The organism is Denitrificimonas caeni (assembly GCF_027498055.1).
Taxonomy (GTDB): Bacteria; Pseudomonadota; Gammaproteobacteria; order Pseudomonadales; family Pseudomonadaceae; genus Denitrificimonas.
In genome coordinates this window covers 1,092,169-1,112,134 of record NZ_CP114976.1, presented here as the reverse complement: position 1 = coordinate 1,112,134, position 19,966 = coordinate 1,092,169, and the positions used below count along the sequence as shown (strand labels likewise).

At 47.7% G+C, this 19,966-nt stretch carries 18 protein-coding genes; 5 read left to right on the top strand and 13 right to left on the bottom strand.

Features of this window, described 5'->3' with window-relative positions:
• Positions 1 to 374: 374 nt before the first annotated feature.
• Both O6P33_RS05295 and O6P33_RS05290 read left to right on the top strand, forming a co-directional pair.
• Complete coding sequence (locus tag O6P33_RS05295; protein ID WP_332880042.1) at positions 375 to 3,836, top strand: class I SAM-dependent DNA methyltransferase; 3,462 nt, start codon at positions 375 to 377, stop codon at positions 3,834 to 3,836.
• A 43-nt stretch (positions 3,837 to 3,879) separates the two neighbouring features.
• Positions 3,880 to 4,794: a restriction endonuclease gene (locus O6P33_RS05290; protein ID WP_269819169.1), complete on the top strand. Its 915-nt coding sequence runs from the start codon at positions 3,880 to 3,882 to the stop codon at positions 4,792 to 4,794.
• 955 nt (positions 4,795 to 5,749) lie between these two features.
• Here the strand turns inward: O6P33_RS05290 and O6P33_RS05285 are convergent.
• The 6 genes from O6P33_RS05285 to O6P33_RS13185 form a co-directional block, all read right to left on the bottom strand.
• Positions 5,750 to 6,349, bottom strand: coding sequence for a hypothetical protein (locus tag O6P33_RS05285; protein ID WP_269819168.1), 600 nt, complete (start codon positions 6,347 to 6,349; stop codon positions 5,750 to 5,752).
• Positions 6,350 to 6,760: 411 nt separating this feature from the next.
• Complete coding sequence (locus O6P33_RS05280) at positions 6,761 to 7,528, bottom strand: hypothetical protein (protein ID WP_269819167.1); 768 nt, start codon at positions 7,526 to 7,528, stop codon at positions 6,761 to 6,763.
• Between the two features lie 839 nt (positions 7,529 to 8,367).
• Complete coding sequence (locus tag O6P33_RS05275; protein ID WP_269819166.1) at positions 8,368 to 9,852, bottom strand: DUF3987 domain-containing protein; 1,485 nt, start codon at positions 9,850 to 9,852, stop codon at positions 8,368 to 8,370.
• A gap of 56 nt (positions 9,853 to 9,908) precedes the next feature.
• The gene (locus O6P33_RS05270) at positions 9,909 to 10,088 is read right to left on the bottom strand and encodes a hypothetical protein (RefSeq protein ID WP_269819165.1); all 180 of its coding nucleotides are present in this window, start codon (positions 10,086 to 10,088) and stop codon (positions 9,909 to 9,911) included.
• Complete coding sequence (locus O6P33_RS05265; RefSeq protein ID WP_269819164.1) at positions 10,085 to 10,237, bottom strand: hypothetical protein; 153 nt, start codon at positions 10,235 to 10,237, stop codon at positions 10,085 to 10,087. Before O6P33_RS05265 ends, O6P33_RS05270 begins: the two co-directional genes overlap by 4 nt.
• Positions 10,234 to 10,452, bottom strand: coding sequence for a helix-turn-helix transcriptional regulator (locus O6P33_RS13185; RefSeq protein ID WP_420094965.1), 219 nt, complete (start codon positions 10,450 to 10,452; stop codon positions 10,234 to 10,236). Before O6P33_RS13185 ends, O6P33_RS05265 begins: the two co-directional genes overlap by 4 nt.
• A 454-nt stretch (positions 10,453 to 10,906) precedes the next feature.
• Between O6P33_RS13185 and O6P33_RS05260 the strand changes: the two genes are divergently transcribed.
• A complete protein-coding gene (locus O6P33_RS05260; protein WP_269819163.1) occupies positions 10,907 to 11,089 on the top strand; it encodes a hypothetical protein in 183 nt (60 codons plus the stop codon).
• A 12-nt stretch (positions 11,090 to 11,101) separates the two neighbouring features.
• Here the strand turns inward: O6P33_RS05260 and O6P33_RS05255 are convergent, their stop codons facing one another.
• The gene (locus tag O6P33_RS05255; protein WP_269819162.1) at positions 11,102 to 12,526 is read right to left on the bottom strand and encodes a tyrosine-type recombinase/integrase; all 1,425 of its coding nucleotides are present in this window, start codon (positions 12,524 to 12,526) and stop codon (positions 11,102 to 11,104) included.
• An 807-nt stretch (positions 12,527 to 13,333) separates the two neighbouring features.
• On the opposite strand from O6P33_RS05255, the gene O6P33_RS05250 reads away from it, so the two are divergent.
• Both O6P33_RS05250 and O6P33_RS05245 read left to right on the top strand, forming a co-directional pair.
• Positions 13,334 to 13,741: a hypothetical protein gene (locus O6P33_RS05250; protein WP_269819161.1), complete on the top strand. Its 408-nt coding sequence runs from the start codon at positions 13,334 to 13,336 to the stop codon at positions 13,739 to 13,741.
• Positions 13,735 to 14,436, top strand: a complete 702-nt coding sequence (locus O6P33_RS05245) for an RES family NAD+ phosphorylase (protein WP_269819160.1) — start codon at positions 13,735 to 13,737, stop codon at positions 14,434 to 14,436. The genes O6P33_RS05250 and O6P33_RS05245 overlap by 7 nt, the downstream gene beginning before the upstream one ends.
• Positions 14,437 to 14,645: 209 nt before the next feature.
• Here the strand turns inward: O6P33_RS05245 and O6P33_RS05240 are convergent, their stop codons facing one another.
• From O6P33_RS05240 to O6P33_RS05215, 6 genes are all read right to left on the bottom strand, one after another.
• On the bottom strand, positions 14,646 to 15,404 hold the full coding sequence (locus O6P33_RS05240; RefSeq protein WP_269819159.1) for a Fic family protein: 759 nt from the start codon (positions 15,402 to 15,404) through the stop codon (positions 14,646 to 14,648).
• A 395-nt stretch (positions 15,405 to 15,799) separates the two neighbouring features.
• On the bottom strand, positions 15,800 to 16,558 hold the full coding sequence (locus O6P33_RS05235) for an ABC transporter ATP-binding protein (protein ID WP_269819158.1): 759 nt from the start codon (positions 16,556 to 16,558) through the stop codon (positions 15,800 to 15,802).
• A complete protein-coding gene (locus O6P33_RS05230; protein WP_269819157.1) occupies positions 16,558 to 17,514 on the bottom strand; it encodes an iron chelate uptake ABC transporter family permease subunit in 957 nt (318 codons plus the stop codon). Before O6P33_RS05230 ends, O6P33_RS05235 begins: the two co-directional genes overlap by 1 nt.
• Positions 17,505 to 18,503, bottom strand: a complete 999-nt coding sequence (locus O6P33_RS05225) for an ABC transporter permease (protein ID WP_269819156.1) — start codon at positions 18,501 to 18,503, stop codon at positions 17,505 to 17,507. Before O6P33_RS05225 ends, O6P33_RS05230 begins: the two co-directional genes overlap by 10 nt.
• Before the next feature lie 107 nt (positions 18,504 to 18,610).
• Positions 18,611 to 19,540, bottom strand: coding sequence for a siderophore ABC transporter substrate-binding protein (locus O6P33_RS05220; RefSeq protein WP_269819155.1), 930 nt, complete (start codon positions 19,538 to 19,540; stop codon positions 18,611 to 18,613).
• A 182-nt stretch (positions 19,541 to 19,722) separates the two neighbouring features.
• Positions 19,723 to 19,926, bottom strand: a complete 204-nt coding sequence (locus O6P33_RS05215) for a hypothetical protein (protein WP_269819154.1) — start codon at positions 19,924 to 19,926, stop codon at positions 19,723 to 19,725.
• Positions 19,927 to 19,966: the final 40 nt, after the last annotated feature.

Here is a 19,966-nt window from a genome sequence, read left to right as displayed (position 1 = left end):
TTTACATTTGTGTACGTTGCGCGTGCTCGCAGCCGCCAGCCTACCTGTCAAAACCTGTCATTCAGGACAGCAGATACTGGCATGGTTACGGCAAGGTTACGCCCAAACAGCGCCAAACAGATTGCTAACAAATGACAACATTGCCTACCTAAGTACGCAGCGCAGAACCTGACAAAACTTAACATTCAATATGCTATTGCTGGTGCTCATAAGGTCAGTGCTTGTTGAAGAATGTTGAAACCAGCCAAGACTGCCGCGACAAGAGTTGCGCTAACATGATGCTTTAAGCGCTGGTAAAACCCATTGAGGCACAAAAGCGCTCAAAGGCAGGTAATATACCTGCGATTAAAAACACCGAGCTAAGGAGCAGTCACTTGGAAGCCGTCGCAACTCAAGAGTCAACAGAAGCGTTTATCACCAAATGGAAAGGTAATTCCGGAAGTGAGCGCTCTAACTTCCAGTCGTTTATGCGTGATTTATGTACACTTTTACAGCTTCCGCTTCCCGAGCCTAGTACCGGTGATGCTGATCAAAACGGCTACGTGTTTGAGCGCTTTATTGCTTCGCAAAAGACGGACGGCAATACAGAAAACCGTTACCTCGACTTATACCGCCGTGACTGTTTTGTACTTGAGGGTAAGCAAACAGGTAAAGAAATCGCCTCGCTTAGTCACCAGAACGCTATTAACGCAGCGGTTGCTCAAGCCGAGCGCTACGTTCGCGGTCTTCCAATGCAAGAAGTCGAGCATGGCCGCCCGCCCTTTATTATCGTTGTTGACGTGGGCAACGCCATCTACACCTATTCAGAGTTTACGCGCACGGGTGGTAACTACGTTGCCTTCCCTGATCCAAGGCACCATGAAATCCGCCTCGATGACTTGCACAAGCCAGAGGTACAGCAGCGTTTACGTAAGCTATGGCTTGACCCTATTAGTCTAGACCCCAGCAAACACGCCGCTAAAGCGACCCGCCAAGTCAGCGCCAAGCTAGCAGAGCTGGCAAAGTCCCTAGAGCAGAGTGGTTATGACGTTGAGCGCGTGGCTAGTTTCCTGAAGCGCTGCTTATTCACTATGTTTGCTGAGGATGTTGAGCTGCTACCTCGAGAATCCTTTTACGACTTGCTTGTTGATATTAAAGACCGTAACCCCGCAGCCTTTCCCCAAGCGGTTAAAGCACTCTGGGAAACCATGAATACGGGTGGTTACAGTGAGCGACTGATGATTACCATCAAACGCTTTAATGGCGGACTGTTCAAAGGCATTGACCCGATACCGTTAAACGTCGAGCAGATTCAAATGCTGATTGACGCTGCTAAAGCTGACTGGCGTTATGTTGAACCAGCTATTTTTGGTACGTTGCTGGAGCGTGCGCTTGACCCGCGTGAGCGTCATAAACTGGGCGCACATTACACGCCGCGTGCGTATGTTGAACGTCTTGTGATGCCTACGTTGATTGATCCTTTGCGCGAACAGTGGGGTGATATTCGCGGCGCAGCAGAAACCTTACTGCGCCAAGGCAAGCAAGACAAAGCACTGCAGGAAGTAAAATCCTTTCATTACCAGCTTTGCCAAACGCGCGTGCTTGACCCAGCGTGTGGCAGCGCCAACTTCCTCTATGTGGCGCTTGAGCACATGAAGCGACTTGAGGGTGAGGTGCTTGGCTTTATCTCTGAGCTGAGCGACGGACAAGGTGTGTTGGACGCAGATGGTTTAACTGTCAGTCCGCATCAGTTTCTCGGTTTGGAAATTAACCCCCGCGCCGCACAAATTGCCGAACTGGTGCTGTGGATTGGTTACCTACAATGGCATTACCGACTGAATGACCGCCTCGATATACCAGAGCCAATTTTAAAAGACTTCAAAAATATCGAGTGCCGTGATGCCTTAATCGACTATGACAGTCGCGATCCTTTGCTTGATGATAATGGCGACTTAGTATCGATTTGGGATGGCATCAGCATGAAAGCCAGCCCCACTACGGGCGAGCTAATCCCAGACGAAACTGGACGAGCAACGGTGTATCAGTACCACAATCCACGACGAGCTGAATGGCCAGAAGCGGAGTATATTATTGGTAATCCCCCATATATTGGCGCACGAAGGATTAGGCTAGCTTTGGGTGACGGGTACTTAAAAGCGTTGAGGGGCGTTTATTCAGAAATACCAGAGCATGCAGACTTTGTAATGTACTGGTGGGCGCGCGCAGCAGAATATGTAGGAAAAGAAGAGTCCAAGCGCTTCGGGCTTATCACTACAAACAGCTTGCGCCAAACGTTTTCAAGGAAAGTAGTCGACACATATCTAAATAAACACAAGACCTTAGCAATTAGGTATGTAATCCCCGACCACCCATGGGTGGATAGCACAGATGGTGCGGCTGTTAGGGTTAGTTTGATTTGCGTGGGATCAGATGGCACTACAGGTGAAGTTGCAAGAGTAGTTAAAGAGAAAAGGAGCGGTGACAACGAGTATCAAGTTGTTTTAACGAGTGTGTGCGGTGTCATTACACCTAATCTTAGTATTGGTATTGACCCAGCTAAGACGGCTTTATTAGAAGCTAATGAAGGGCTTTCAAGTGTTGGCTATCAGCTGACAGGTAAAGGCTTTACGGTAGAGCTTAGTCAAAAGCAGCTTTTTGAGAGTCCGGATTCATTTAAGATTATTAAACCATTGGTAAGCGGTAAGGATATAACACAAAGACCAAGAGCGCTTTCAGCTATAGATACATTTGGATTAAGTCCTAAAGAAATTAAAAACCAATATCCTGAAATATATCAATGGCTTCTGGATAGAGTTAAGCCTGAACGTGAGCAAAATAGCGTGTTATCTTTAAGAGATACATGGTGGGCATATTCTCGAACGAGAGAAACTTTTAGAGAAGCTCTTCAGGCTACAAACAAAGCTATCGTGACATCATTAACAGCAAAGCATCGAGTGTTTGTATGGGTTAATTCAAATACTATTTGTGATAGCACAACAGTTATGTTTGCTTTGCCTGTAGCTCAAAGTCTTGGAGTATTAAGCTCTCGGGTTCATGTGAGCTGGTCTTTATTTGCAGGAGGCCGTCTTGGTATTGGTAATGACTCGCGTTATAACAAAACACTTTGTTTTGAGACTTTCCCATTCCCAACCTTAAGCCCTGAGAATGGATCTAAGATTGGAGAGCTAGCCGAGCAAATCGACTACCACCGCAAACGCCAGCAAGCCGAACACCCTGATTTAACACTGACTGGCATGTACAACGTGCTTGAAAAACTAAGGGCGGGTGAAGAACTGACCGCTAAAGAAAAAACCATTCACCAGCAAGGTTTGTTGTCTCTGTTGCGAGAGCTACATGACGAACTCGATAGCGCAGTATTTGAAGCTTACGGCTGGTCAGACTTAGCTGAAAAACTTGTCGGCAAGCCAGGCGCAACCACACCTTTACCTGACAAGCCCGCAGAACAAGCAGAAGCTGAAGAAGAACTGCTGATGCGCTTAGTCGAGCTCAACAAGCAGCGCGCCCAAGAAGAGGCACAAGGCCTTATCCGCTGGCTACGCCCAGAGTACCAAGCCCCTGATGCCATCCAGCAAGAAGCTGATATTGCAATCGCAGAAGGCGCAGTAAGCCCGCCCAAAGCGGCAGCAGCCAAGGGCAAAGCGACTTTCCCGAAAACCTTACCGGAACAATTAAAAGCGCTTCGTGAAACCTTGTCAGCAAGCTCGCACACTATAGATAGCTTGGCTGATACATTTAAGCAAAAGCCTAAGAAATCCATTGAAGAAGGCCTGCAATCATTAGCGGCTCTCGGAATTGCTGAGCTTCAAGCAAGCACAGGGGTTTGGAGTATTTTATAGTCAAATACCGTCATTCGTAGGTAGTTTAATACAGGATTTTTAGATGAGCATTCCAGATTTCCAGAGTGTGATGCGCCCAGTATTGGTTGCTGTAGCGGATGGTGTTCCGCTGACCCTAAGCGACTTGCGCGAGCATATTGCAAACGTGTTCCAACTCAGCGACGCAGAGCGTAGTGAGCGCTTGCCTTCAGGTAAGCAGACTGTGATTAACAACCGGGTTGGCTGGGCGCGTACTTACTTAAACAAAGCCGGATTGCTATGTATACCGGCCAAGGGCTTAGTACAAATTACTGAGCGTGGGCGTGAGGTGCTGGATAGTGGTCCAGATCACATTACGGTGAGCTGGCTTAAACGCTATCCGGAGTTTGTAGCCTTTCATGCTAGCCCAACCACCAGCGCAAGTGATGGAGAGCTCAGCGAAGCTACAGTGACCACTGATGCTACCCCTGATGAGCAGCTGGTTAGTGCCCATCAAAGTTTGATGCGGTCTTTGTCAGACGAGCTGTTGATGCAAGTGCGTGCGGCCTCACCCTCTTTCTTTGAGCAGTTGGTAGTGGATTTAATGATTGCCATGGGGTACGGCGGCTCTCGCAAAGAGGCTGGGCGTGCTACTCAAGCAACCAGTGACGATGGCATTGACGGCATCATCAAAGAAGACAAGCTGGGGCTTGATGTGATTTACCTTCAGGCTAAGCGATGGAGCAACACCGTACACCGCCCTGAAATAGACAAGTTTATCGGAGCATTGACGCGGCAACGTGCTCGTAAAGGTGTGTTTATAACCACTTCCGATTTTTCTGTTGGCGCTCAAGAAGCAGCGCTTGGTCTGGATATCAAGGTGGTGCTTATTGATGGTAGTCAGCTTGCGCAGCTGATGGTGGAAAACAACCTTGGTTGCAGCATCAAACAGGTTTACGAAGTCAAACAGCTCGATAGCGACTATTTCAGCGAGGACTGAGATTATGCAAAGGATTGAATGGCGGTACGGTAAGATTACTACAAGGTAAGGATGAGATTAGGCGCAAGACCACGGTAAGGTTACGGTAAGGCCGCTACAAGATCACTACAAGGCTATGGGCTAGTAGCTGTGTACATTTGTTTACATTCTGAGTGCTCGCTTAACCTGTCAAAACTTGTCATTGGTTAGTATTTGTAGGCGAGCTGCTGGCGCTATGTTTGATTGCAGGCAAGGTAAACATCAGCCGATGCTTTGGGTTGTCCGACAACGTACCCGAACGCCTGACGATAGTGCGCACCGTGCCAAGTGGCAGACCGGTGATTGCAGCCACCTCGTTGTAAGAGTGTCTACGCTTCAATTCCAGCACTTGGGCGCGCTGTTGGTCTGTGATTGTTTTTGGTCGTGCCATTGAATTAAACCCGCTGAATGTATGGCTCAATTATAACACTCTATTGAATATAGTGTATTCAATATAAGAGGCCTATTGCTCGCGTAGTGACTGGGAATAAACCTTGGGCGTGCGCGTAGTGACTTCAATAAAACCTTGCCGGTCGTAGGCTGCTCAGGTGATTAGTAGTCGTGCCACTGTAAAAGCTTGGTAGCGGGGCTGTCCGTAAATGCGGAGTAACCCCACACTCTAATTGCCGGAACACCGCCAGTCAGGGGTGTGCAAAAGTTTTGCATACTAGGGCGGCAATCCTAACCACAATCTGTGGGTGATCTCTAAGCGGATATAAAAAACCCCACGGCTAGGTGGGGCTGTTAGTTAGTGATTAGCTAGGTGCCAGTCAAGGCCGGTCTTAGCGCGTCTCTAGGATCTGTATGCAAGGTTATGCCGCTACGTACAAACTCAGACGCTTAAAGCTTGCTTTGATCATCTTGGCGCGATACTTATTCAACCGTTCGGCGTCGGTGATAGTCATGACCGACTTATCTTTAGGCATACTCACACCCCTTAAAAACCTGTGTAATCAGTTACATCAAACTCAAACACTCTTACGCCCGCCTCGTAAAATTCAATACCTATACGAATAGGCTCTCCACGCTGAACGATTTTTTCAAAGCTGCGAGCATCGCGGATGAACATTAAGTCTGAATCATACGTACTTGATTGCAGTCCAGTCCAAGTCTGCACTTCGCTATCGCCGACCCTTAAAGAAAACTTACAATTATTTACACCACAAATCATTTGCCCTTTATCAATACTCATATACGCATCAAAACTATTACCTTTTTTTCTAAATACAATGTAAAGGTATGAGCCGCCTTCAGTATTATAAGGAAAATCAAATGCTGTACTATTAATTGATTTTAATTTAAGCGTTTGAGTTTTTTTATCTGTCATCGGATCAATAGTTTCATTGAATCTCCAGTTCTTCATTGCCGCTGGCGCTGGTGTTACTGGTGCTACTTGCTCAGTTTGTACAGCTTGAGAAGATCTTTCTTGGGTTGCAAATAGCCAAATAATAGGTACAACAATTAAACCTAAGAAAACCAATGTTGTTAATCCATTATTTTTTGCAAGCCACTCATCAGCTTTTTTCTTAAATCCCATTTTATCTCCACGTATGCATCAGAACGCTATTTTTTAAAAGCACGTAACTCTATTTTAGATTTAGAGGATATATCATTTTCATTACCACATGCCAGAAACTACACCTTCATAGGTGTTGCATACTAGGTGAATCAAAAATGAATCATCCAGTCATCAGCGCGCGTAGTGCTGTCGATTCAACAGCAAAGGGTACTATCCACTTTTGGGCTGTCGCAGGTTGGCCGGTTGGTGCTGAATTGTTAGCCATGCTGGGGGTGTGCGGTTTGTGCGGTTCAAACGGACATTTACCCCCTGCCCCCATATATATGGCTACTTAGTATTTCTTTTTACAACTAAGGTAAATAAACCGAATACACCGTTTAAACCCCCTTTTTTTCACAAAAACGCCCCAATTAAGGGGCGCTGTATGTTTTATGCTGTTTCTTGTTCTGGGTCTACCCCCTCAATTCTAAATCTGTTTACTCTACCGCCTGTGCGTTTAACCAGCTTACGGCCTCCTGCTATACGGTCTACGCGATACCCAAGCACACGCCCTAAGCCGCGTGACGTTAAATCATTAGCGCCGGTTAGATCCTGTAGCAGCTCTTTTAAGTCGCCGTCATCGCCACCATCAGCGCGCATATCCGAGAAGCCATAGATAGGGTTATTCAGTTTTTTGAACAACTCGCGGGTTTCAAACCAGCCATCCCCCATAAGCCTTTCTATGCCCTCGAGCGCTTCGGTTAATACCTCAAGTTCTGGGTCTGTTGCTACGGCCTCCTTTAGCGCCAGCGCCGGATCTTCATATTCAAATTGGCCTATACCATCAGCCACCCATGCGACTGTCTGTCTAACCATATAATCCCAACCCTCAAAGCTTGCTGTACTCTCACCCTTAACAGCGCCACCGGCTTTGCACTCGGGGCTTTCAAGGTACGCCCTGATTAGCGTTAAACCGGCCTGTACAAGTTGCTGCCTGTTCTCACGAATGAACTCGAGCGGGTTACTGTTGAACTTGCGTGTTGCTGGGTTAGCCACTTGAGCATCTAGCCTGCACTTGAGCACGCGGCGGGGCATATCACCGGCTAGGGTTAGGTTGTTACCTGTAAGCAAAATCAGCACGCGGCCTTTAACAATAGAGCTCTCGCTTTTGCCTAGTATCCGGTCTGCATATTCGCCGCTGGTTAGAAGCGAGGCCATAGATACGCTGTCAAAGTCTCCTAGAATGTTATCCCATAAAAGCACGCGTGCGCCTGATAAATAATTACGACAAGCGAACTAACAAGGCTCCGGCATGTTCGGCAAAAACCAAAACTAAGAGGAGCCAAGGCGGCCGCCCTTGCTCTATCACCTGTTCTTTTCCTGTTGTTATCAGGATGGTTAGTATTTGCCCCGCTTGTTTAGTCGCTGTGCCTCGCGTAGTGACTGCGATAAAACCTTGGGCGTGCGCGTAGTGACTTCAATAAAACCTTGCCGGTCGTAGGCTGCTCAGGTGATTAGTAGTCGTGCCACTGTAAAAGCTTGGTAGCGGGGCTGTCCGTAAATGCGGAGTAACCCCACACTCTAATTGCCGGAACACCGCCAGTCAGGGGTGTGCAAAAGTTTTGCATACTGTGGTGATCCCTAAGCAGGAGTTACTGCTCGGGCATTGTTGGGTTTTGGGCTGTGGATTACAGCAGATATAAAAACTCATAGGCTAGGTGTGATGCCTGCCCTTTCTGCCCTACTTCTGCCCTACTTCTGCCCCTCGGCAAAACGGCTGTAAGCCAATGTATATAAGGGCTGTAGCGATTCTCTGCCCTTTCTGCCCTTTCTGCCCCATGCGCACACATATAGACAAAAAAACAGTATAAAAAGGAAAAGGTAGGGTACTAGGGCAGAAGGGGCAGAATTGTAATATATATAGCTGTAAGCCCCTATACATGCGGGTTTAGCTTCTGCCCTACCTAGGGGCAGAAAAGGGGCAGAAGGGGCAGAACTGTAGATAATAAAAAACCCGCTACTTTTTACGGTGCGGGTCATTTGTACACTGATATTTATTAGATTATTTGCAGCGCTCCAGTTGTTGCAGACTTAACAATTAAACCCTCTTTTAACATTGAGTTGATTCGTGCGCCTGCTGCTCTGTAGGCATCCCTGCCTCTACCTTTGAACGGAGCGCGCTTGCGTAGTATCTGCTTGGCTCGCTCAACTGTTACTTGCTCGCTACTCAGCACATCCATTACCGTCTCAAGCTCTGCGGTACTGCCAGACTCGCCGCTGTTCTGAATGATGCAACGCATGTGCTTGCCGTATTCAATAAACAGATCAATACAACCTCTGATTAGCTCATCAGGAATAAACTTATCAACCTCACGCCCATTGCCTAGGCAGTTAAAAACGTGCATTACTGTGGCGATTTTAAGAACGTGCGTTTCCAGCTTGCCTACCCATCCTAGGTACGTCATTTCACCTGACCGCTCCAGCTCACCCAAAAACGGCTCAAGCTCAGCGCGCTTCTGTTTTATGATCTCGTAACCTTCCCGCCGCGGCTCCACAATATCCAGCGAGTGAATATCTGTATTGATAACAGCGCCATCGCCCTCAGTGCGCACCCGCTTTGAATACCTTTCAACGCACTCAGTAGCAGCAAGGTTGAACGCGTGCTTATCGTCTGCCGTTAGGTAGCCATTGCTTAGCGTGCGACTCCCTAGGCTGCTTGGCTCAGCAGTGAACAGGAAACGCTCTGCTAAACCCGTTTGATTGGATGCTGACAATACGCGCTGAATTGATCCGACTTGAGCAATTAGCAGGATTGCTGACTGAACATAGCCGGTAAATGCTTTTCGTGTTGTCCTGCTGCCAGATATAAACTCACCCATCCAGCCATTGAGCAATAAACTATTGTTAGATGAAAAGGCATTCTCAGGGAATAAACTTTGAAACGCTGCCTGTTCATCCGATGCAATAACCACTCGGCCACTGTCCATATTAGATAGCTCGGCATCAATTGCCGCTGTAGTGCCGTCTGTGGCGATATTAAAACCATAGGGTAGCTTTATACCGTCATTACCTGCCGCCCTGTTGATAGCAGCTATGCCGCTGTTATGGTCATTCATGGCGCGCTGGTAACTGTGTACGCTTTGGTTTTTAAGGTTACTTTTTCCGGTACTTGGCGGATGCTCGCACACAGCATGAATAACAGCAGGGACAACTGTTCCGGTTGCAAAGCGAGTGACGTAGTTAGTTGATACAGCAGCAGAAGCGCCAGCTAGCAAAGCGTTAAACACAGTACCAATTGGAATCTCCATTGTATGCGAGGCGCGCTTGGCCAGCTTAGTGATAACAGATCCATTTAGTGATTCTGGTATCTGCAAATAATCCGCGCCGGTTACGTCATAATACTTATCGTATTTAGCGGCCATACTTCGATCATAGAGAAGAACTTCGCGCTCAAGCTCGTTCTGCCTTCCAAGCAGACTGGCAACCTCTCCCATAGCACCTTGTCTTGACGGATTGTTAGTTACTAGATCCGCAACCTGCAATTCTATATCTTCAATTTCTGTGCGCTTGGCTTCTGCCTGTTCGCGTGTAATGGTGCTCATAAGCCAGCCTCCTTGCGCTTAATCCATCGCGCCATTGCAGCTGCAACGCGGCGCTGCTTGCGTCCAGTCATGTTGCCGATTAAGTGAACAGATTCATTGCTGGCATCGTTCGCAGTGCCACGGCTTACGGATATGATAGCGTTTTGCTGATTGCGCTTTGCGATTGATCGGCTCATAACGTCATCACCTCACGCAAGGTAAGCAGCATCAACGCCAGCAGGCCAATAGCTTGTTGAGTGGATGGGCTGCTTGCTACAATGGCAATGCTGACTAAGGCATCATCTAAAGCGTTCGGTTTACTTCGGTTGATCGGGCGCTTTTTCATTTTACGCCCTCCCCGTTTAACCATGCTTCGACGGCTGCCATATCGAACAGAACAGTATTACCCCTCTTGAGTGGTTGCGGGAATGTAGGGTCTAACTTTACCCACCGGTAAATGGTCTGACGGCTGACTTGTAACGCTTCGACTAAATCTGAATAGCGTCCAAACTTTCTATTGCTAAATGCTGGCGCTACCGGTGCTTGTGTCTGATTACCCATGATTTTATTCCTTCATCATGAGCTTGATAGATCTTCTTTCTGGTCGTCTACACCACCGGCAAATTAGTAAATATTTACTAAATTGGTTTGAATAAGTACGCGGTACCGATGTATAGTTGACCTGTATTTGAAAGTAAGCCTAATCAAGCTGTTTTTGATTAAGAGACAAAAAAGGTCTGAACCACCTTCTTATCTCGCTTAGGTACCCGCTCACGCGGGTGTCTTTGTTGCATTGGATAACGATAAGGTCAGCCAATGGCCACCATGTTATTTAATGCTTTTAAAGTTATCCACAGGGCAAGCACAGTATCTAGCGCTTAGATCGGCAAAAAACCTTTATAAATCAATGGTTTACGCGCCCAAAAATAAAAGACAATAAATAATTTGCTTTTCTACGGGTTGCTTGTTATGCGAGCCGCATTCTCAATAGAAAAACTCACAAAGGAATTGCACAATGACTAATCAAGAGCTGGTAGAAAAAGCAGCTGATCTCGGCATCAATACGGCCGATTCAGAATTTCAGGAAGTACTGGCATCAGGGGGTGCGTTCGGTGGTTACGTATCGCACGGCAACGCCGCTTGGTTAGCGAGTCAGGGCATCAGTGAGTGCGCCTGTGGTCACTCTGTAAAGCCATAGGCGCATTCTGTTTTAGGCCATTTTATGCAACTGAACCACGTTGCCCTTGAGCTGGCGCATAAGCTCAGCAAGGCGCTTGCGTCGAACAATGGGCTGTTTAGCATTGGCTGTGTATAGAGCGGCAAGCTCAGCACCCTTCGCGCTATCTGCGACTGCCAGCACCTGCCCCCATGCCTCCCACGCCTCATACATCTCAAGTTCTGGATCTTGCGGAATATAGGTGGCCGTTATTTTGTCTGGCTTGTGGTTTAAGCAACGTTCGATAATGTATGGGTTGATCTGTAGGCTTTGCATAGAGCTTGCTGCGGTGCGTCTCAGGTCGTGCGGTGTCCAAGTACCGCAGGATAAGATCAACGTATTAAACAGCTTTGTACGGCCTGCAATCTGTACGCCGCGCTGACGATCTCGAACCTGCTTGGTAACGGCCTTCTGGTCGATAGCGCCAGCACCGGTAACACTCGACACGATATAATCAGCATCAGCGCTAATGTCTTTTAACTGCTTAAATAAACCTTGTGCGTACTGGCTCAGGAATATCTTTATTGGGTCGCCGTTCTTGCTGTTCTCAGCAGGAATAACCCACTCACCGGCATCAAGGCACACGTCCGACCATTTGGCGCGTAACAGCTCACCAATGCGGCAAGCGGTGGCTAACTGTATTTTTATCGCCAGTTCGGTTGTGTTGATAAGTTTTGCACTTGGCAATTTGTCGAACAGCTCCACAAGCTCAGGAACACTTAGCACACGGTCACACGGCGCGTTCTCTTCAAGCTTGCTCGGGAACCTTGGCAAGGCTTCAATTATCCCTTGATCCAATGCGTAACCCATCATCTGACGAAGTAGCGCCAGCAATATATTTGCAGCACGATTGCCGCGCTCTGCCACTCGGTTATTGATACTGGCAAGGTGTCGAGGCGTGACGCTCTTCACGTCCAGCTTGCCAATAACGGGCAACACGTCTTTTTTCATCATGCGCGCCGGTTCATCAGTGCCAAGCTTGCGACTGGTCATAACAGGAGAACAGATCCACTGATTAAACAGCTCAGTAACAGTGCAAGCCTCATCAATCGCTTTCTGACGCTGCTCTGCTATTTCCTTTTTAGCCTGTGCTGGATCTATGCCTTGGGCAATATCGCCTTTTAGTGCGTTCGCTTGAGTACGCGCGGCGGCCACCGATAGAGCTGGGTAGAAGCCCATCACATACCGGCGCTTACTCCATTTGCTGCCGCGCTTTATGTTGTAAGACAAAGACCACACCGTCCGAACACCAATGCGCAACTCTAGGCCGCCAGTTATGTCGCAGGTGAACACTGTCCTGATACCGGTGAACTGCTCAGGATCTTTACGGCGCTCTTTTAAGTGATCTTCAATTACCTTGGTCGCAGTCTCAGCGCTGCTTGCTCTACCTGTCGAAAATACCAATCTCAGGTCTTTCATTTTATATGCCTCATAGCTGTTTGCTGGCGCTGGGTACTAACTGGGTACTAAATGGGTACTAAATCCCTAGTAATACGCGCTGTTACGCTATGATACATATAAACTGGCCAAACTCAACGAATACGCGGCCTTGAGCATGGTTTTAGGTGCTATAGATCAACTCACAATTACACCGTTTTACACCTAAACACGCGCATGGGGTGCAAGGGGTCGAGTGTTCGAATCACTCCGTCCCGACCATATAAATCAAAGGGTTACAGCTTTTAGTTGTAACCCTTTTTTATTGCCTTCTGTTTTTACCCCATTTTTTACCCCATAGATAAAACTACAAAACCCTAGAGTTAGCCGCAACCAACCCAGACAACCCTCGCTTACCTTCTCCTAAATTTATAGCCATGTTAAAAACATAGGACTTACGCAGCTATTACTGCCTCGACACTCTAACTCATATCTCTAAGCCGCTTATAGCCAAAACACCATTTTATCCATACCCATATAACCACAAACTGTAGTGGTTATTTTAGTGCTACACCACACTAGTAATGACCCATACCAACCTGCCTAACCTAGACACTCATTTCCAGTGGTGCCTTAGGAGTACTAATGTTGACGCATGGATTGTTGAGCTTCTGCGGGGACTAAGTAGTGGAGTGATGTGATATGAAGCCCAGTTAGAATTGATCAAAAGGCTAAGTGAACGCCTGCTATGCGCAAGTCTCAATATTTTATAATTGACGCCTCTGAACAATCACATCCAAAGACATATATATGATAAAATACCACCTCTGGACAGTTAAGAAGATTATTATGCAAACAACTACCAAAGCACCCGCACTGAGTAAAAACAAATGCGCTACTGGCTTAAAGGTTGCCCTTCGCATTCTTGAGAAGTGGAATGCCAGCGTTAAGCAAGCCTGTGCCATTCTGCGTGTATCACCCAGTACGGTTGCTCGTGCAAAAAGTGCCGAAGGAACTGAGTGGTCTATCAACCTTGATTCCGATGTCATGCAACGTATCAGCATTGTTCTGAATATACACAGCGCATTACGCTTGGTTTTTGACAACCCTGAAAACGTATACGGCTTTCCAAACATGAAAAACCATAATGAGTTTTTTAATGGCCGCTCACCGCTTGAAATCATGGCGCAAGGAGATTTTATCTCGCTGTACGAAACCTACAGACGGATTGATTCTATTCGCGGAGCGCAATGGTAATGATCAATACTCTTGAGGAATGCACCGGCAAAACAATCACAGGCAACAGGTTGGTTAATTCAAAATTTCCACCTATAGCCATCTTTGATGATGTGGCCAGTACTGAAGAGTTTGAAGCGCTCTTTGCAATTCAAGAGCTGACTAACCCCAGAATTTTAAATGAGGTAGGCAGACTGGACCTCATAGCCCGCGATGAAATACCTTTTGGTATTCAGGGCTGCGCCTATGCCACTGCGCCATTTACGCATATTAACCCTGCTGGCTCACGCTTTAGCCCAGGTGCGTTTGGGGTTTTATACATTGCGGATAATGAACAAACTGCACTTTTGGAAGTTAAACACCACCAAAATATGTATTGGTCTCAAGTGGATGGAATGAACTATGACCGTTTTGTATTTCGTGCACTCAAGTGCGCGTTTAACGATACAGACATGATGAGCGCTTCGGCTTTACCCTACAACGACCCTATTTATGATTCAGACGATTACAGTGCATCTCACAGCCTTGGCCACGCCCTGAAACAAGCAGGCAAACCAGGCTTGCAGTACAATTCTGTGCGTTCTCTAGGTTCACTGTGCTGGGCGCTGTTTACACCACTGCCCGTTCATTCAATCGTACAAACATCACACTACGAAATGATTTGGAATGGCAGCATCATCAGCACAAACCGTATTACCAATATTCAGTTGCCGTAAAGCGTATCGAAATAAAGCCGCCTAGCGCCATAGAGTAGAAGTGACTTTCGCCGGCGAAAGCGATTACGTATTTCTAGCATCAGCCACTCTATGATCCAGCGCACTGACACTCAATCTCCTTTTAGAGGCGCCCTAAAAAAACCGGACTGCCATAGCCATTCTTTTCGCCGGCGAAACAACTCACAGCCCGTATGAGCTCCAATAAAAAATTATCCATAAAGCTCTTTTAATAACTCGTCGACTTGCTCACTCATCCCTAGCGCCCAGAAATAGGTCTTAAAGCTTTCCAAAACACTATTAGCTGTCAGCTGAATAAGCGGCTCAAACTCATCATTACAGTGCGCTGCATCTAATGCTTGGTAGTAGTCCAGTCGCTGCTCAACTTGAATCACTGCAGCTGGGTAACCTGCTTTAAGCAATTCAAGGTTCATCAACAGTCGAGCTGTTCGACCATTACCATCGATAAAAGGATGGATTTTAACAAAGTGAGAATGTACGAGCGCCGCTCTTTCAATAGGGTGCAAAGAGGCAGCACTATTTTGGTACCAAAGAACAAAGTCTTGCATAAATTGCTGCACACGAACGGCCTCAATGGGTTTATGCTCGGCACCTGAAATTAAAACGTTCACCTGCCTATACTGCCCTGCATTTTCTTGATCAATATTTTTCAAGACAAGCTGGTGGAGTAATTTAATATCCCACTCATGCAAAGGCTGATTCTCAGCGACGAGCTCTTCTAGCAGAACAATCGCCTCACTATGGTTGATAACCTCAAAATGCTCACGAAGCGTTTTCCCGCCGATCGTAATACCCTCAAGCACAACTTTGGTTTCTTTGAGGCTCAGCGTATTACCCTCAATCGCATTGCTATGGTAAGTCCAATTCAGTACTAAATTTTCATGCAGGTTTTTGGTTACTGCTGCCGGAAACGGTCGCTGCGCATCGAGCTTAGCCTTTACAGCATCCAATAGGCGCAGAGTTCTTTTCACTGCTAAACCCCTAAAAGCATTATCGCTTGACGTGGAAAATCATAATCTGATCGTTGCTTATAAACTATAAGCATTGGACTGCAGCCTTATTAGCACAGTTAATCAACAGCAGTTCAACTTTGGTACACCTCAAGAGAACCTGTCTTTAAGTGCTCAAAATACCTCACAGAACCATTTAAAGCAGTCTGGTATCTCTAAGTAGTCTTTACTCATGTTCACCCCCTTATGGTTGTGCATCTTTTTACCATAAAAGGTGTCTGGGTTAGCCAGGCTTTACCCGCTTTCTACTCAGTTATTCGCTCAAGTCCTCGAGCAGGACATATAACTCTTTGTAGACAAAGGCTTTAAGTATGACCGCGGCAGATTAACCCAAATTAACGAAAATACACACAGATTCTCTGCCCGTCGATCTCGTGCACCGGCATAGGCAGTTGATAAATATCGCTGAGCACCTCACTGCGAATAACCTGCTCTGGAGCCCCCTGATAGGCCACTTTGCCAGCACGCATCGCAATAATAGTGTCCGAGTAACAAGAGGCAAAATTGATATCATGCAGCACGACCACCACAGTTTTGCCCTTCTCATCTGCGGCGCGGCGCAGCAACTGCATCATCCCCACCGCATGGTGCATATCAATATTATTCAGTGGCTCATCCAGCAGCACATACTCAGTGTCCTGACACATAACCATCGCCACATAGGCCCGCTGCCGTTGCCCACCGGACAGCTCATCCAGGTGCCGGTGCTGATACTCCTCCAGCGCTAGATAATGAATGGCCTCATCAATATGCTGCTGATCAACCTCGGTGAGGCGTCCACCAGAATGGGGAAAACGTCCAAAAGCCACTAAGTCACGCACCGTCAAACGCAGCGTTGTCTCATTGTGTTGACGCAAAATGGATAAGCGTTGCGCCAGTTCAGGGCCCGGCGTGCGGGTAACATCCAAGCCATCTATTTCCACACTGCCAGCGCTCATGGGCGTAAGGCGACTGATCATCGACAGTAATGTCGACTTACCGGCACCATTGGGGCCAATAATTGAGGTCAGCCCGCCTTTGCTAATGTTGATACTGACATCATCCACCACTAAGGTGTCCTGATATTTCTTACTCAAGCCGCGCGTTGTAATCATTATTTAACTCCGCGCAATAACAGCGCAATAAATAACACCCCACCACAAAGTTCAATCACCATGGCCAAGGGCAAACTGGTATTGAGTAGATGCTCAAACAGCACTTGCCCGCCCACCAAACAAACAATGCCTGCCAAAATACTGGCGGGTAAAGTCCAGCGGTGTTGATGACTGCCAGTAAGCCAGTAGGCTAAATTCGCTACCAACAAGCCGTAAAACAACATGGGTCCCACTAAAGCTGTGCTGATCGAGACCAACACACAGATCACCAGCATTAATAGGGTGACTGTTCTGCTGTAGGGCACGCCCAGATTAATTGCCACATCACGGCCTAAACTGAGCACATCCAATTGCCGACGCAAACGAAACAGCAGCGCACTGCAAAGCGCAACACCAGCCAACCCCACCCACAGCACCTGCAAATTGATCCGGTTAAAGTTGGCTACGCCACTGCCCTGCTGAATGGAAAACTCACTGGGATCAAAGATACGCGCAGACAGATCAGCCAACTCACGAAATAATAAGCCGCCCACCATGCCCAGCAAGATCAGCATATGTAACCCGCGTACTGAGCCGTTAAACAGCCAACGAAACAACAGCAAAGCAATGCTCACCATCACCGCCACTTCGAGAATAAAACGCAATTCCAGCGGCCAGCCACTGCCAAACTCAGTCCCCCAGAGCACTAAAGCCAAAGCATGCACCAGCACATAAAGCACATCAAAACCCATCAGCGACGGAGTTAAAATACGGTTATGGGTAATGGTTTGAAACACCACTGTGGCCAAGCCCATGGTCACTGCCACCAGCAACATGCCCAGTAAACGCGTACCACGATACTGCACAATAAAGGCCCAATCGCTTTGCACATTGAGGGTCATAAAGCCCAGCACACTGCATAGCGCCAGCAGCGCAGTAAGACCCAATAACAATCGACCGCGAAGATTTAAGCCCATTGCTTGCGCCCCCGTAATAAAATTACGATAAACACTAGGCTGCCGGTAATCGCCAAAATTGTTGCCGAAGGGATTTCGTACGGATGAATCAACACCCGACCAAGCAAATCTGCCGTCAGCATCAACGCAGAACCGGCCAGAGCGACCAAAGGAATCGCGCGACGCAGATTATCGCCGGTAATCAAACGCACCAAATTCGGCACAATCAGACCAATAAAAGGCAAGGCGCCAGCAATAACCACCACACTGGCGACAATCATCGACACCAGCAATACCCCTAAAACCATCAATGCTGGATAGTTCACCCCCACATTGGTGGCAAAGTCCTTGCCCATGCCAATCACGGTAAAACGATCAGCCAATAACATCGCCAATAGGGTGATGCCCGCAGCGACCCAGAGCAGTTCATAACGGCCACGTAAAATGGCTGAAAAATCGCCACTGCTCCAAGAGCGCAGTGCCTGTGACAGTTCAAACTGGTGGGCTAATAAGCTGCTAGCGGCATAAACCACCCCAGCCAACACCAAACCCAACAAAGGTACAATCAACGCTGAACGCAATGGAATACGCTTAAGTACTGCTAGAAACAGCGCAGTCCCCAATGCAGCAAACACAGTGGCCACGCTGAATTTCAGCCACAACGCCATACTGGGCGCAACAATGGCACACAGCAACACACCAAAAGTGGCAGCACCTACCGTACCCACCATCGATGGTTCTACCAAACGATTGCGCGCCATCATTTGCAGCAACAAGCCTGACACAGCTAAAGATGCGCCAGCCAGAACCAACGCCAATGTGCGCGGCCAACGACTGACAAATAACAGTTGTGTGATGCGATCATCGGGCTGGGTAAACAGATGCAGCAGATTCATGCGGCTGGCACCCACATTTAAACTGAGCAAAGCTAAAATAAAAACCAGTACAAACAAGCCCAGCAACCACAGCACAGTGCCTGATTGCCGACTTGCAGAAGATGTTACAACCATAGGATTCGCTTATTAGGAAAGGATTGCCATGCGCAGCGCAGTGATAATCTCGCAGACAGGGCAAGCTCAGTGGCCAGCCCTGTAATCGACGGACAGATGAAGTTAAATTACTTAGTAAACACATCCAGCAAACGATCAACGTTGCTCTGCATCACCCCTAAACCACTGTTATCCAGCAAATACCAGCTGACTGGTTCTAGGTAAACAATTTGCCCTTTGGCGCCCGCTGTTGTGGCTTGCACCAGCTCGTTATCCATCATGCGCTGCGCCGCTACACCTTCACGGCCAATGGCCGCATCACGGTCCATCACAAACAGCCAGTCTGGATTGGCTTCCAGCAAAAACTCATAGGACACCACCTGGCCATGACGACCCACTTTTAAATCAGCCACCGCAGGCTCAACGCCAAACACATCGTGGAGCATGCCAAAGCGCGTACCAATACCAAAAGCGCTCATTTTCCCGCCAGTGGTCAATACTGTAAGGCCTGTGCCCTGCTCAGCACTGAGCTTTTGCAGCTGCCCCACCGCAGCCTGCAATTTATTAATATGCTCAGCAGCCTGCTGCTCACGGTCAAAAATCTGCCCCAAAATTTCTGTATTGCGCACTACACTGCCAAGTAGATCGGTTGGGTCAGGTGTTAAATCCAACGTTGGACCATATTGAGCCACTTCATCATATTGTCCGCCGGCGCGACGGCCCAAAATAATCAAATCCGGTTTAAGGTTCTTCAGCGCTTCATAATCAGGCTCAAACAAAGTGCCGACCGGCACAAACTTCGCATCCGCATACTGACTCAGCATTGGCGGCAAAATATTAGAGTTCGGAATGCCCTGCGCCTCTACCCCTAACACTGCCATGGTATCGAGCGTGGACCAATCCAGCACTGCGACAGTTTTCGGCAATTTTTGTACTTGGGTTTGCCCCTTGGCATGCTCGATGCTTAACACCTCTTGCGCCTGAGTCGGCAAGGCTAAACACAACAACAAACCAAGCAGTGACAACGATTGGAACCAAGCCAAGCGGATTAAGCGCATACATAACTCCTTAAGAATACCAATGAGCTAGACAGCAACGAGCTGGCAGCAATAATGCCGCATATCATATGCAACTGATTCCTATTTGCAAGCACTTAAAGCTATAAGCCAAACTCAACTTGCAACACCGCAAAGCGACTAGCGCGCTTTTAGTGGTAGTTGAGCAGGGTTCTAGAGCAGGTTTAAGGTGCGGTTAAAGCAATCGGCAGTAAATTATTTTTCTGCACATAATGCTTAAGACGGCCATCAGTTTTGATGGCCCGCACAAAGCCATTTACCCGTTCACGCCACTCTGGCTGCCCTTGCTTAATAGCGTAGGCATATTCAAACTGCTCCGTGGCCGGCTTGGGGTCAAGTAATTGTGCCCAGTCATAGTTTTTAAGCATTTTTTGCGCATAAGGGTAATCCGTAATAAATACATCCGCA

What these genes read in the sequence shown, in the direction of transcription:
- O6P33_RS05230 (WP_269819157.1), bottom strand. Translation starts at nt 17,514, where the DNA reads ATGGGCTTAAATCTTCGCGGTCGATTGTTATTGGGTCTTACTGCGCTG.
- O6P33_RS05250 (WP_269819161.1), top strand. Translation starts at nt 13,334, where the DNA reads ATGCAAACAACTACCAAAGCACCCGCACTGAGTAAAAACAAATGCGCT.
- O6P33_RS05265 (WP_269819164.1), bottom strand. Translation starts at nt 10,237, where the DNA reads ATGAAAAAGCGCCCGATCAACCGAAGTAAACCGAACGCTTTAGATGAT.
- O6P33_RS05235 (WP_269819158.1), bottom strand. Translation starts at nt 16,558, where the DNA reads ATGATTACAACGCGCGGCTTGAGTAAGAAATATCAGGACACCTTAGTG.
- O6P33_RS05220 (WP_269819155.1), bottom strand. Translation starts at nt 19,540, where the DNA reads ATGCGCTTAATCCGCTTGGCTTGGTTCCAATCGTTGTCACTGCTTGGT.
- O6P33_RS13185 (WP_420094965.1), bottom strand. Translation starts at nt 10,452, where the DNA reads ATGGGTAATCAGACACAAGCACCGGTAGCGCCAGCATTTAGCAATAGA.
- O6P33_RS05260 (WP_269819163.1), top strand. Translation starts at nt 10,907, where the DNA reads ATGACTAATCAAGAGCTGGTAGAAAAAGCAGCTGATCTCGGCATCAAT.
- O6P33_RS05215 (WP_269819154.1), bottom strand. Translation starts at nt 19,926, where the DNA reads ATGCTTAAAAACTATGACTGGGCACAATTACTTGACCCCAAGCCGGCC.
- O6P33_RS05255 (WP_269819162.1), bottom strand. Translation starts at nt 12,526, where the DNA reads ATGAAAGACCTGAGATTGGTATTTTCGACAGGTAGAGCAAGCAGCGCT.
- O6P33_RS05285 (WP_269819168.1), bottom strand. Translation starts at nt 6,349, where the DNA reads ATGGGATTTAAGAAAAAAGCTGATGAGTGGCTTGCAAAAAATAATGGA.
- O6P33_RS05290 (WP_269819169.1), top strand. Translation starts at nt 3,880, where the DNA reads ATGAGCATTCCAGATTTCCAGAGTGTGATGCGCCCAGTATTGGTTGCT.
- O6P33_RS05280 (WP_269819167.1), bottom strand. Translation starts at nt 7,528, where the DNA reads ATGGCCTCGCTTCTAACCAGCGGCGAATATGCAGACCGGATACTAGGC.
- O6P33_RS05270 (WP_269819165.1), bottom strand. Translation starts at nt 10,088, where the DNA reads ATGAGCCGATCAATCGCAAAGCGCAATCAGCAAAACGCTATCATATCC.
- O6P33_RS05245 (WP_269819160.1), top strand. Translation starts at nt 13,735, where the DNA reads ATGGTAATGATCAATACTCTTGAGGAATGCACCGGCAAAACAATCACA.
- O6P33_RS05225 (WP_269819156.1), bottom strand. Translation starts at nt 18,503, where the DNA reads ATGGTTGTAACATCTTCTGCAAGTCGGCAATCAGGCACTGTGCTGTGG.